This window comes from Aquibacillus albus, assembly GCF_016908325.1.
Lineage (GTDB): Bacteria > Bacillota > Bacilli > Bacillales > Amphibacillaceae > Aquibacillus_A > Aquibacillus_A albus.
Genome location: NZ_JAFBDR010000032.1, coordinates 1 through 13279, shown reverse-complemented (window position 1 = coordinate 13279; position 13279 = coordinate 1). Strand labels below are relative to the sequence as shown.

The 13279-nt window shown below is 36.2% G+C and carries 12 protein-coding genes and 1 rRNA gene; 1 reads left to right on the top strand and 12 read right to left on the bottom strand.

Translation table 11 applies throughout. The features are described 5' to 3' along the window. Window positions 1-2: 2 nt before the first annotated feature. The 9 genes from JOC48_RS19285 to JOC48_RS19245 form a co-directional block, all read right to left on the bottom strand. On the bottom strand, window positions 3-1793 hold the full coding sequence (locus tag JOC48_RS19285) for a cache domain-containing sensor histidine kinase (RefSeq protein WP_204502042.1): 1791 nt from the start codon (window positions 1791-1793) through the stop codon (window positions 3-5). Window positions 1794-2060: 267 nt separating this feature from the next. Further along, complete coding sequence (locus JOC48_RS19280; RefSeq protein WP_204502041.1) at window positions 2061-3035, bottom strand: bile acid:sodium symporter family protein; 975 nt, start codon at window positions 3033-3035, stop codon at window positions 2061-2063. Beyond that, a complete protein-coding gene (locus JOC48_RS19275) occupies window positions 3019-3717 on the bottom strand; it encodes a YesL family protein (protein ID WP_204502040.1) in 699 nt (232 codons plus the stop codon). Before JOC48_RS19275 ends, JOC48_RS19280 begins: the two co-directional genes overlap by 17 nt. A 146-nt stretch (window positions 3718-3863) precedes the next feature. Further along, a complete protein-coding gene (locus tag JOC48_RS19270; protein ID WP_204502039.1) occupies window positions 3864-4712 on the bottom strand; it encodes a carbohydrate ABC transporter permease in 849 nt (282 codons plus the stop codon). Between the two features lie 18 nt (window positions 4713-4730). Continuing rightward, entirely contained in the window at window positions 4731-5585 is an 855-nt protein-coding gene (locus JOC48_RS19265; protein ID WP_239584489.1) for a carbohydrate ABC transporter permease, read from the bottom strand. A gap of 234 nt (window positions 5586-5819) precedes the next feature. Beyond that, window positions 5820-7181: an ABC transporter substrate-binding protein gene (locus JOC48_RS19260; RefSeq protein WP_204502038.1), complete on the bottom strand. Its 1362-nt coding sequence runs from the start codon at window positions 7179-7181 to the stop codon at window positions 5820-5822. A 183-nt stretch (window positions 7182-7364) separates the two neighbouring features. Then, window positions 7365-8543, bottom strand: coding sequence for a mandelate racemase/muconate lactonizing enzyme family protein (locus JOC48_RS19255; RefSeq protein ID WP_204502037.1), 1179 nt, complete (start codon window positions 8541-8543; stop codon window positions 7365-7367). Window positions 8544-8614: 71 nt separating this feature from the next. Next, window positions 8615-9538 (bottom strand): dihydrodipicolinate synthase family protein, encoded by a 924-nt coding sequence (locus JOC48_RS19250; RefSeq protein ID WP_204502036.1) that lies wholly within the window; start codon window positions 9536-9538, stop codon window positions 8615-8617. A 19-nt stretch (window positions 9539-9557) separates the two neighbouring features. Further along, window positions 9558-10724, bottom strand: coding sequence for a mandelate racemase/muconate lactonizing enzyme family protein (locus JOC48_RS19245; protein ID WP_275580781.1), 1167 nt, complete (start codon window positions 10722-10724; stop codon window positions 9558-9560). A gap of 379 nt (window positions 10725-11103) precedes the next feature. Between JOC48_RS19245 and JOC48_RS19240 the strand changes: the two genes are divergently transcribed. Continuing rightward, window positions 11104-11250 carry a BH0509 family protein gene (locus tag JOC48_RS19240; RefSeq protein WP_204502034.1) on the top strand — a complete coding sequence of 49 codons (147 nt, stop codon included), beginning with the start codon at window positions 11104-11106 and terminating at the stop codon, window positions 11248-11250. A gap of 86 nt (window positions 11251-11336) precedes the next feature. Here the strand turns inward: JOC48_RS19240 and JOC48_RS19235 are convergent, their stop codons facing one another. The 3 genes from JOC48_RS19235 to rrf form a co-directional block, all read right to left on the bottom strand. After that, window positions 11337-11882, bottom strand: a complete 546-nt coding sequence (locus tag JOC48_RS19235; RefSeq protein ID WP_204502033.1) for an NAD(P)H-dependent oxidoreductase — start codon at window positions 11880-11882, stop codon at window positions 11337-11339. Between the two features lie 147 nt (window positions 11883-12029). Then, window positions 12030-13037, bottom strand: coding sequence for a 2-hydroxyacid dehydrogenase (locus JOC48_RS19230; protein WP_204502032.1), 1008 nt, complete (start codon window positions 13035-13037; stop codon window positions 12030-12032). A 147-nt stretch (window positions 13038-13184) separates the two neighbouring features. Then, a 5S ribosomal RNA gene (gene rrf / locus JOC48_RS19225) occupies window positions 13185-13279 on the bottom strand; the annotation flags it as partial.

Below are 13279 nucleotides of genomic sequence, written 5' to 3'. Positions count from 1 at the left end.
TCTCATCCCTTCACAAAAGGTAAGACGATTTTCACTTTAGTTCCCTTTCCTTTTTCGCTACTAACCTCAACTCCATATTCTTCACCAAACATTAATTGGATTCTTTCTTTTATATTATATAGGCCTATACCAGATCCTTTTGGTTTGATTTTCCCGTCATAAATATGATTAATTGTTTCATCATCCATACCTGGGCCATTATCCAAAACAACGATATGAAGCAATTCGTCTTTTAAAGCAATCCGAACAAAAATATTGCATTTTGATATCATTTCTTCAAGACCATGTTGAATGGAATTTTCCACAAGCGGCTGGATGGTGAGTTTAGGAATGCTGGACGTTTCAATATCTTGATCATAATCCAACCTAAAGGACAGCCGCTCCCCATACCGGTACTTCTGAATCGTGATATAATGTTCTATTATTTCTAATTCTTCTTTAATGGTAACAAGAGGAGCTTTTTTACTAATGATATTCCTTAACATGTTTCCTAATGCCTCTACCATTTCGGCTATCTTTTTTTGATTATTTAACTTAGCTAACCAATTGATCGAATCAAGTGTATTATATAGAAAATGCGGGTTTATTTGTGATTGAAGCGCCTTATACTCCGTCTCTTTAATCAGCAATTGTTTTGTATAGTTTTCTTTAATTAGATCATTAATTTTATCAAGCATGATATGAAAATTCTGCTGTAGATCTCCGATTTCATCTTTTAGATATGGTTCTTCCTTGTGATTGATCGGAGTAAAGTTCCCATTTTGAACCTGTTTCATCTTTTTCGTTAATTGCTCAATGGGTTTAGAAATAGCATATGCTGATTTACGACTTAAAAATATCGTTAAAGCCAACATCAAGATAAAATAACCTATCATTAATTTGGTAATTAACTGCTTTGTACTAACGACATCTTTAAATGGACGCATATTGTAATATGTAATATTTGAAAAATCAGACTTTTGTTGCGTTACGAAAAATTCTTCCCCTCCAACTGGATGAATCTCATATGACTGATTCATTCCCATGTTTAATAACCTATCAACCTCGTAAGGCATAAAATGCCCCGTGTATATAAAGTCATCATCCATTGTAATAATAAAATTATTGTTAGATAAATAGTTTAATGCTGAATCTATGAAGCTATCCATACGTATCGTGATAATTATGTAACCAAGATGTTCCAGTGTTAATCCTTTCTTTTGTTTAATTTCTCGTGCTGAAAGCAAATAATTTTGCTCTTCAGAATCTATCCAAACATTCCCTCCCTTTGCTTGTTTAATTCTTTCAACCTGCTTATTAATATTTATTCTTTGCCCAGAACCACGACCTACTTCAATAGATCGACCATTAGTGTCCACCATTAAAATAGAATAAATATAGGGTTCCTGATTAGAAAGCATTGTCATCCTCTCAATCAATTCAGCCTGTATCCGATAAACTTGAAAATTCAACGGACCTGTGCTTAAACCTTCTAAACTATTTTGAACAAAATCATCTGTAGCCATTTGGAATGAAAGATTTTCAATTCGCTGCAGTTCTTCATCAAGGACGTGAGAAGAAAGTTTTAAATTTTCTGCAGACTCATCGTAAATTTTCTCTTCATAAATAAAAGAAAGTAATTTAAAAATAAAAATCCCCATAATTCCAAAAATAAATAACAACAAAAAGGTTAAAGAAAATATTTTGTTCCGGATAACGGTGAATTGATTAAAGATATTTGTTGGGTGAAGCGCTTTCATTATTTGGATGAGGGAATCTTTCCTGTTTCTAATTACGCTTGTCGCTTTATTCAAACCTATCCCCCCAGCTAGTTCCCTGATTCTGTTGAGACATATCATGATTTATTAATTGTTATTATACCATAAATTGCTTGTTTAGATAGATTAAAAGATTACAGAATTCCTTAACTATAAAAAATGAATGAAAGCGCATCAAAATTAAACGAGGATCGAACTCCCATCGAGTGAAGGGTAACTGGAGGTGAAGAAGGAAGCATTTATAAAAAGGTTCCATCCTGTATAAGTGCAACTTGGCAACCACCTGCGCCAAAAAGCTTGGCGCTAGCCAAGTTTTCTAATAATATTGTTCCATAGATTTACGTTTTTTTCAAAGTACTTCACAGATATCTGACCTGCAACAGAAGCGAGAAATTGTTGAAACACAATCGCAAGGACGACTGGTAACACCGTTGCTGATGGAAAATAAGTCACGGCCAAGGCTGCGCCTACACCTGTATTTCTCATGCCACTATTATACATTAAACTAATGACATAATCCTTGTTCCAGTTGAACCCAATAGCAGTAAAAAAACCAATTAAGTACCCCATACACGCCAAGGATAACACGATTAAAAATGTGTAAATCAAATTTGCATCTATTCTTTCAAAATAGGGTGAAACAACTGCACTATTAATAAGGATAACAATCATCACACAAATTTTCGTAAACGGAGCCAACGTCTTCCCTAACCTTTTTGACTTTCCATCTGTCATACGGTTAACGGTCATTCCCAATACAGAAGGAATAGCGACCATCCACAAAAGTCCATTAAAAAGCCCTAAAATGTCAATCGATACCTTTGTACCAACAAACAAGTATAGGACGAAAGGAACGATAATTGGTGAAAGTAACGTATTGGTTAAAACAATAACAACTGATAATCCAACATTGCCACCGTAAATAGATACCCACATCAAAGTAACTACTCCAGTTGGAATAATGAAAGTGAGAACCACTCCTGTAATCGTATAGATATCTCCGTGCAAAAAAAGAATACCTACAACATAAGCGAGCGCAGGCATAACCACTTGTAAAATAATCATGCAACTAATAAGCGGAAGTGGTTTGGAAAATGCCATTTTGACATCAAGTAAATTAAATGCCAAACAACTTGAAAAACTAATAAAAGCAAAAATCCACGGTATCCAATTGGAAAAGCCACTTGCTCCTGATAAAACCGTTATACCTAAAGCAACTATTAAAGGAGTAAGAAGCGGCATCGCCTTTTCAAGTACAAGATTAACTTTTGGTAACAAATGTACCCCTCATTTCTAATGGTTTCCTATTAACACTATTATAGCTTGTTTTTTGCTCATACTTAAGATGTTTTTCAGCAATCTTTTGGAAAGATTGGTAGGCTAGCCACATATTTAGATGAGCACTAAGACTGAAACCCAAAATAAGGATAAATCCTTGAAAATAAGCGAAAAAATAATAGGTAGAAATAGTCGTAATTATCATTGCAATAAAATGAAGTGGATGTAAAAAGCCAAAGGCAATTGAATATTTCATATAACTAAGAAATTTCATTTCATAATGAACATATACTGGAAAAATGTAAGAAATTACGATAACAAATAAAATGCCAATCAACAGTAGAAAATAGTCCATCATACGATAAAATGTTCCTTCCAACTGACGAAAGAAAATGAAATCCATATACCAAACTGCAGCAAAAGCAATTAATGTTAAACCTAACAAATTTGCTTTAAGAAACTCTTTTTTATATATCCTCCAGAATGTTTTAAAAACAGGAATATCTTCCTCGCCCATCGCTGTTTTCCGAGCTATCGTATATAAAGCTACGGTACTAGGGGAAATTCCTAATAATACACCCCCAAGAAGTGTGCACAACATCCACATAACATTGAGATAAAAAAAATAGCAAACCCACTTGCATAAATTATTTATTCCTGTAAAAAGTCGATTTCCAATCATCTATTTCCCTCCTAACTTGGCTCAAGTGTTTTCTACCTTGCTAACTAATTCAAAGATATATAGAAAAAAGAAAGATACGGGTTCAAAAAGTACCAAATCACGATTAGCTCACCGTATCATTTGGGAACTTTTTGAACATCCACTCATTATCCCTTTAGACCACTCGTACTTATTCCTTCCACAATATAACGCTGGAAGATAAAAAAGATGATCATAATAGGAAGTAAACTTAATGTTGTCATCGCGAACATAGCCCCCCAGTTTGTTACAGCTTCTGGGTCAGAGAACATTTTCAAAGCTAATGAAACCGGATATTTATCAGGACTCTGCAAGTAAAGTAATGGGGCCATAAAGTCATCCCAACGCCAGTAAAAAGAAAAAATGGCTGCAGTCATCATTGCTGGTACTACTAACGGAGCAATAATTCGTGTGAAAATGGTGATTGTATTACATCCATCAATCCTTGCAGCTTGATCAAGCTCTGTTGGAATTGTACGGATAAACTGCATAATTAAAAAGATAAAAAACGGTACGCCAAAAAATGTTGGCAGGATAAGTGGAAGATACGTATCAATCCACCCAAACCAGTTAAACATAACATATTGTGGAATCATAATTATCTCAAATGGGAGCATCATGGTTAACATCATAACTACAAACCAAAACTTTTTAAAACGAAATTTTATCCGTGCAAAACCATAGGCAATTAATGCGGAAGATAAAATAGCCCCAATGGTTGATATGGTTACAATGATAAATGTGTTTTTATAGAAGGTACCAAAAGTAATACCTGCAAAACCCTTCCATCCATCTGAATAATTGGAAAAGTTCCATGTTTCAGGAAAAATTCTATGTGCATCAACGAAAACTTGTGAGCTTTCTTTAAAGGAGCTTCCAAGCATCCAAATTAATGGATAGAGCATTACAGCTGTTAAAGCAATTAAAGAAACATGTTGAATGACTTTATTACGAACTCTTTTTTTCCTCGTAATCATAGTAGACCCTCCTTTTCTTTAATTATCATCGTAATGAACCCAACGATCTGAGGATTTGAAAATTAATGCAGTAAACACTGCAATGATTAATAACATAAACCACGCTAATGCAGACGCATAACCCATATCAAAGAATTGAAAGGCATTCCTATACATATAAAGGATGTAAAGAAGAGTACTGTTCATCGGTCCACCTGCCGTAATAATAAAACTTGGAGTAAATGCCATGAATCCTTGTATCGTTTGCATAACCAAATTGAATAAAATTACCGGTGTTAACAATGGTAAAGTAATTTTAAAAAACTGTTGAATCTTGTGTGCGCCATCTACAGATGATGCTTCATAGTATGTTTTCGGGATATTTCTTAAACCGGCAAGAAATATTAACATCGAAGATCCGAACTGCCAAATATACAAGACAACTAATGTCCAAATAGCCGTATCCGGGTCACCTAACCAAGAATGCGTTGGTAATCCCATTGAAGCCAGTACTGAGTTCAATGCCCCATCATTTCCAAATAACTGTCTCCACATAATAGCTACACCAACACTCCCTCCAACAATGGAAGGAAGGTAAAGAAATGTTCGGTACAAGCCAGCTGCCTCTACAACCTTATTTAAAGCTAAAGCGATTAAAAGAGCAAAAACAAGTCTTAAAGGTACCCCAGCACCAGCGTACAAAAAGGTAACTTCTAATGCTTGCTTAAACATAGGATCACTCGTAAACATTTCCTGGTAGTTGCTGAGCCCTATCCAATCAGCCTCCCCTACTAAATTAAAATTAGTAAAAGATAGATATAGAGAGTATACGATAGGAAAAAGCGTAAGCATTACGGTACCTATGATAAATGGAGAGATAAACATATATCCCATGCCATTTTCAAATTCCCTACCTACTCTTTTTCTATTAAATTTTTTCGTCGGGGGCAGATTTTTATTTTTCTGCATTTGATTTTGTACTTCCGGTTCTCTAAGTCCCATCAACACCACCTCTTTCTTCGGTTTGTTGTTCAGATGTAGTTTCGAAATTTTCAGCCAGATAAAATAGAATAAAGATAGGGGGTCCTGATCACCATTCTTAGATCACAGGACCATTCCCCAAATCTATTATTTTGCTAATATTCTTTCTGCATTCATTCTAAACTGTTCTGCACCTTCTTCTGGTGTCAGTTCACCGTACATAACTAATTCATCTGTATCTTCTAGTGCTTTAAATACTTCACTTGCAGAAGGCGGGAAGTTTGTATCTGCTGGTGAACTATTTTCACTAACATAATTCACATAATCATAAACTTTTTGATCAATGTCACTTAAATTCGGTTCTAATGCTTCACGAACTTCAGGCTTAATCGGAACCCCACGATCTGAGCCAATGATTTCAAAGACTTCTACAGTGTTTGTGAAGAAGTTGATGAATTTCGCCGCTTCTTCTTTATGCTCTGAATTTTTACCGATTGACCATAGCATCGATGGTTTCAAGAACATACCACGGTCATTATTTTCTCCAGGAAGGACAACCATTTCAATTGGTGTTCCAGCTGCGTTTTCAAGAGCACCTACTTGGTTAGACCAGTTCGTTAAGTCGAGTGGTGTTTCCCCGCGAACGATTAATTCATCCTCTAAGCCTTTAATTAACTGAATAACATCATATCCTGGCATTACGCCATCGTCGATCAAACCTTTTGTCATACTTAAATAATCAACAAGCAATTGATCATCATCGTAACCAAGTCCAGTTCCATCTTCATTAAATAATGCATAGCCTTTTTCTCTTAAATAGTACTCAAACATATTACCAGGTTCATTTAAACGTGCTCCATATTTACCTGTTTCTTCGTGATACTCACGTGCAATACGCTCGTAGTCTTCCCATGTCCAATCATGAGTAGGTGCATCTATTCCTGCGTCTTCAAATGCCGCCGAATCATAAGTAGCTACAAGTGCGTTTGTTCCTGTTGGAATACCAACTAGTGTGCCACCCACTTTTCCTGCATCTACAATTGTGTCGGATACACCATCTAGATCAATCGTTCCATCTTCTACAAATGGTGAAAGGTCAGTAAGCAAATCCTGAGATGCATATAAGTTTACGTACTCTCCAAAGTTTTGTTGCATAATATCAGGAAGATTATTCCCTGCTGCCTGTGCTGCCATCTTTTCAAAGTAGCCATCAAAACCTGTAAATTCAGTTTGAATTTTTATGTGTGGATTTTGTTCTTCATAAAGAGCAATGATTTCATTTGTCATGTCGTGACGACTTTGTGACCCCCACCACGACATCCTTAATGTAATCTGTTCCTGGTCTGCATCATCTCCGCCCCCATCATCACTTCCACCGGTTTCTTCACTGCTTTGTTCATTTTCTCCTCCATTGCCTCCTGAAGCTTCTTCTTCATCGGAACCTCCACTACAAGCTGCAATGAGAAGAATCGTGATGACTGACAACATCAATAACAAATACTTTTTCATTTCTTTACCTCCCCTTTTATGTTGTAAGCGTTTACAGTTAGATTTTATAACACTCTTGTGTTTCTTTAAATAAAAACTACAGAGGTCCATGTATAATAAACCGACTACTTTTACAGCTGAAAAATAAACGAAGATATAACTAACTATCTAAAGGAACTAAACATCAATTATCTATTAATCTTATTAACTTTTTGTTTTTGTCATATTTGCAGTCCGATCCTGTAATTGATGAACAGTAACTTCTCCCCAGCTTAAATCTTCCACTCGATACTTTTCAATCAACTCTGGATCTAATTCAACTCCTAATCCTTTCACCCCTCTATCCGGAATTTCCAGATAGCCATTGTTGTATTGAATTTTATTTTTCACGACATCTCCAACATATAACTCAGGTCCAGTAGGATCAGAAGTATAATCTAAATTAACTAGTGTACTACCAAGATGAGCCATTGCTGCTGTTCCAATGGAAAGTTCCTGTGTTGTACCTAACAGACATGATTTTCCGGCTATTTCTGCTGCTGCAGCTGCTTTTCTTGCAGCCGTTAATCCGCCAATAAAGACTGGGGAAATGTTAAAAATATCTACTGCGTTTTGTTTAATCATTTCATATTGTTGTCTAAAACTCCAAACGTGCTCACTAATTGGTTCATCAACACGTACTCTAAACTCTTTTAATCCTTCAAAATCATTGGCTAGTGCTGGGCTTTCAATCAGTTCAAAATTATATTTGGATAAGCGTTTTACAGCACGCAGAGAGTCTTTCCAATCCATCAAGTGGCTAAAATCTAGTGATTTAATAGTAACTTTAGAGCCGAATTCTCTGTGCACACCATCTAAAAACGCTTCATCAGCATCAAGATTTTTTCCAACATATAACCGAAAAACATCAAACCCTTGTTGTAATCGCCTTCTTACCGTTTCTAAATTTTCTTCCACTTCTGACATGAAGCGGTGTCTAAATATTGGATAACATACCTTTATTTTTTCCCGAACCTGACCACCAATCAAATCAGCAACAGAGGTGTCTAAATATTTTGCATTCAAATCATGTAAGGCAGCGTCTATCCCATTTCGAATAAAACTACCTTTTTCGTAATAATACATCGCCTCAGGAAAGTTACCTAAAAGTTCTTTATTAATTAGTGATACATCAAATGAATTTTTACCTACCAAAATGGATTTTAATACGTTCGTTAAATCATGCACATCTGGTGCGTATCTCGGCAAGTGAGAAAAATCCGACATTTCACCAATTCCTACCAATCCTTCATCAGAAAACAACTCAACGATGACGTGTTTGTTAATAAAGCCAGTATGTCTTGGAACCCCAACTACAGTTAATTGAAGATCAACTATTTTCAAAGTCTATCCATCCTCTCAAAATTAATATTTATCCTTTAAATACAGTGCTAATCTAGCGCTTCTTCAAACACTTAGCTTTCAGTAGTTTGAAGTGTTATTCCCCAATCTTTTATCAGGTCTGTTACCGCTTGTTTATCAGCTTGACTTAACTCACCAACCGGCTCTCGTGTGACACCTGCATTAAGCCCCAGTAGATTCATTGCTTCTTTAACAACAACTACATTATTTCCACTATTATATTTGGCTCGTAACTCTTCAAACGGAAGAATTTCCCTCCAGATTTTCCATACATCTTCCATGTCACTACGTTGAAGTGCTTCCAGCAATTCAAACGACTTTTCTGGATAGACGTTAACTAGACCAGATGTAAATCCTTTCGCCCCTGCTTGATAAAAAAACGGCGCCCATTTCTCTGCAGTACCACAAATCATTGTTACATGATGATTAGGGTCCAGTGTTTGAGTGGTATATGTGAATCTAGGTAAATGATTGACTGCGTATTTAACTGCAACGAACTTTTCTAGAGGAGCTAACTCATGTAGTATGTCATCGCTTAAATGAGGATCTTTAAAGTAAATAATAGATGGTAGATCTACAGATTGAATAACTTTCCTAAAATATGCTGTTGCACCATTGTTTGTAATATAGGGATGGATCGGCATATGAATCATTACTCCATCTGCACCGACATCTTTGGCATAGCTTCCCATTTCGATCGCTGTATCGACAGCATATCCAATACCCGCAATAACAAGAGCCCTTCCATCTACATATTCTACTACTCTTCTAATTTCTTCTTTTGCTTCCGCTATTGTTAGTGAATAGAATTCACTTGTATTCCCACACGGAACGATGACTTTTAAGCCTTTCCTAATAAGAAATTCAACATTTTCCTTCACTCCATCCCAGTCAATTTCTTTTGAATACTTTTTGAATGGAGTAATAGTGATACCAGAGATGGTCTCCAACTGTTTACTAAAATTCTTATAATCCATCAATTTTCCTCCTTCACAATTATTTTGAGACCGTCCTCATCAAAGAAATTAATTCAGATTTCGCTTCAAAACCAATGCCTGGAACATCTGGAAGTCCTACATAACCTGATTCAACTGGAATATCGTCAGCAAATCCGCCAAACGGCTGGAACACACCAGGGTAGGATTCATTTCCACCTAAACCTAATCCTGCCGCAATATTCAATGACATTTGATGGCCGCCATGTGGAATACAACGACGGGGGGACCAACCATGTTCCTTTAACATATCTAAAATTCTTAAATACTCCACTAATCCATAGCTTAATGCACAATCAAATTGTAAATAATCTTTATCTGGCCTCATACCTCCATAACGAATTAAGTTGCGAGCATCTTGCATGGAAAATAAGTTTTCTCCAGTTGCCATAGAATGGGAATAATGCTTCGATAATTCAGCTTGCAGTTGATAATCAAGTGGATCACCAGCTTCCTCATACCAAAACAGGTGATAAGGTTCTAACCTTTCCGCATAACGGATGGCTGTATCAAGGTCAAAACGTCCATTAGCATCAACTGCTAGTGATTGTCCATATGGCACAACTTCCAATACTGCCTCAATCCTCCGCAAATCTTCATCTAAAGAACTGCCACCAATCTTCATTTTTACTACTGTATATCCCATGTCTAAATAGCGTCGCATTTCATCTTGCAGCTTGACCAAACTTTTCTCTGGTTGGTAATAACCTCCTGCAGCATAAACAAAGACTTTATCATCAATTTGGCCGTTTCGGTAACGGTCTGCCAATAATTGATACAAAGGTTTTTCTTCTATTTTGGCTACTGCATCCCATACCGCCATATCCATCGTTCCAACAGCAACCGATCGTTCTCCGTGACCACCTGGTTTTTCACCCTTCATTAACACATCCCAAATCCTGTGAGGGTCCAGGTTTGTTCCATCTTCGTTTATAATCTCCGATTCATCTGCTTCCACTAAGCGTGGAATAAATCGATCATGTAGAAGACCACTTGGCGCATACCTTCCATTCGAATTAAACCCATAACCAATAACTTGTTCTCCATTACGAATTACATCTGTAGTAATCGCAACAACAGAGGCAGTCATTTTACTAAAATCAATATAAGCATTACGAATACTTGATTGAATTGGTACTGCCTTCTCTTTAATACTTACGATTTTCAACAGGTTTCCTCCTCTCGCCATACGATTTAATCAAGCTTGAACTTGCTTTCCATGTTTGGAAAGCGTTTACTTTTGTATTTAATGTTAACCCATCGTGTTTTTTAAATAAATAAAATATTCCGTTCATTCATGTTAAAAAAACAGATATGAACGGAATATACTTAAGTGATAACGTTATGATTTGCGACGCATAGCTTTCTTTCTACTTATCAGCCTAGTGCATACCGCTAAACATAATCATTCTATATCACTTTGGATAAATTAATCTCAAAATGATATTTGTTTTATCTCTTTTTGAGATATATAATAAAAGTAAGCAAAGGGAAGAAATACCAAATTGCAGAGATACCCTTTAAGGGTACAAGGAGGATTTGATTAAATGAGCCAAGTCGAACGTGATTATAAGATGGAACACCTACTAGAGAAAAACAAATTTACTCAACAAGACATACTGAGTATGTCAGATGAACAGATTGAATATTATCACTGGCTCTACTTTGAAGAATCCGTTTATGATTTAATGTAAGTTAAAATTACCTCTCCAATGGCTCTTGCTACTGCCATGTTAGCAAGAGCCATTTTTTATAAGTTTTTTAAGGGTCTAACTTATATTCATTTATAAGTATTTCGGTGAAACGAGTATCTTTTCCGTAAATAAGCTAGATATTGCTGAGACATTCGTTCAAGGTCTTCCTCTGTTTCTAACTCATCCTCAAAAGTTGTAAACATTGGGATCGATTTCACTCGGATAAAATTACAGGTAGCAAAAAATGAAGCCATTACCTGTTCAATTGTGTGTCGATGTAATCCATCAAATCGATAATCCTCTCTAGTAAATCCTGAGCTTACAGCAATACCAAACTCTTTTCCTTGAAGTGCATGCTTACCCCGAAAAGCCCAGCCACGCTCTAAAACTAAATCAAACCACTTTTTCAGTAGTGGAGGATAACTATACCAGTAATTTGGAAATTGGAAAACTACTCGATCGTGTCCTTCTAGTAATTGTTGCTCTCGCTTTATGTCAATATTTTCATCGGGATAGGTGTCGTATAAATCATGGACCAAAATATTAGATTTACCAACAATAGCTTTTTTTAGCCGCTTGTTAATAGCAGATTCCTCCATTGTTGGATGAACAACAATAACTAAAATGCGCATACACCATAACTCCTCTTCTTATTATAGTAAACCTATTGTACCTAAAACGCTTTTCTTTCGCTAACCGATACGATTTTAATTTTTAGAGATAAAAATAAAAGAAGAGCAGATCTGTATTTAGATGAACTGCTCTTTATCACTAACTCCTTAATTTTTTAATTCTTTTATTACATACTTTGGTGTTTTCCCTGTTACACCATCAACTAAGTTCTGGGCTGCAACCATCGCCATATCAAACCTTGTTTTTTTCGTGGCAGAACCAATATGCGGAAGAGTGACTACATTATCCATTTTCAACAATTCATTATTTGGATCGGTGGGTTCCTGTTCAAATACATCGAGACCCGCACCAGCTATTTTCTTCTCCTTTAACGCTTGAATGAGAGCCTTTTCATTTACAACCGGACCACGGGAAGCATTAATGAAAAATGCATCTTTTTTCATCTTATTGAATTCTTTTTCACCAATTAAATGATAGGTTGTATCAGATAGCGGAGTCATCACGACGACAAAATCTGATTGTTCAAGTAGCGTTTCAAATTCTACATATGTAGCACCTAGTTTTTCCTCCAGTTCAGGGTTCGGTGTCCGTTTATAGTAAAGAACATCCATGCCAAACCCGAGGGACGCTCTCCTAGCAATTTTTTCACCAATTCTTCCCATTCCTATGATTCCCATTGTTGTACTATGTACATCCTTACCAAAGCCTTCTTCTCCAATTGATTTTTCCCATTTTCCTTCTTTCACAAAGCGATCAAGCTCCGGAATTCTTCGTGCAACAGAGAGAATAAGACTAAACACTAAGTCTGCAACCGTTTCGTCTAATACATAAGGCGTATGTGTTGCGAAAATATTATGGTTTTTCAAGGCCTCTATATCATAGTTATTATAACCAACTGAGATATCACTAACGATTTTTAATTGATTGGCTTGACTTAACAGTTCATCGTCTATTTTTATATGTGTCGTTAATAAGCCATCCACTTCGTCTATTTGCTCTAGTACTTCTGCGCGAGGCATTTTTCCTTCTTTTTCCCACGTAATACAATCACATGATTCCTGAATATAATCCAGTATTTCATTCGGTATTTGCTCTGTAATTAATACTTTTGGTTTCAAACTCTCCACTCCTCTTATTACTTGTTTAGTATACATTTCGCAATCGATCAGCATTTCCCTGCTTTTTGCAAAAAAATCCTAAGCCTAGTGGAGAATTTCATTAAATTAATTTCATTAAATTAATTAATCAAGATAAAAAAATAACCCAGAAAAGTTAATTGCTTTCTGGGTTTCTTTCGTATTGCCTGGCGACGTCCTACTCTCGCAGGGGCAAAGCCCCAACTACCATTGGCGCTGGAGAGCTTAACTACTGTGTTCGGCATGGGAACAGGTGTGAC

Coding starts and splice junctions, on each gene's coding strand:
- JOC48_RS19240 (WP_204502034.1), top strand. CDS start 11,104: ATGAGCCAAGTCGAACGTGATTATAAGATGGAACACCTACTAGAGAAA.
- JOC48_RS19275 (WP_204502040.1), bottom strand. CDS start 3,717: ATGATTGGAAATCGACTTTTTACAGGAATAAATAATTTATGCAAGTGG.
- JOC48_RS19265 (WP_239584489.1), bottom strand. CDS start 5,585: ATGGGATATATGTTTATCTCTCCATTTATCATAGGTACCGTAATGCTT.
- JOC48_RS19270 (WP_204502039.1), bottom strand. CDS start 4,712: ATGATTACGAGGAAAAAAAGAGTTCGTAATAAAGTCATTCAACATGTT.
- JOC48_RS19235 (WP_204502033.1), bottom strand. CDS start 11,882: ATGCGCATTTTAGTTATTGTTGTTCATCCAACAATGGAGGAATCTGCT.
- JOC48_RS19250 (WP_204502036.1), bottom strand. CDS start 9,538: ATGGATTATAAGAATTTTAGTAAACAGTTGGAGACCATCTCTGGTATC.
- JOC48_RS19260 (WP_204502038.1), bottom strand. CDS start 7,181: ATGAAAAAGTATTTGTTATTGATGTTGTCAGTCATCACGATTCTTCTC.
- JOC48_RS19230 (WP_204502032.1), bottom strand. CDS start 13,037: ATGTATACTAAACAAGTAATAAGAGGAGTGGAGAGTTTGAAACCAAAA.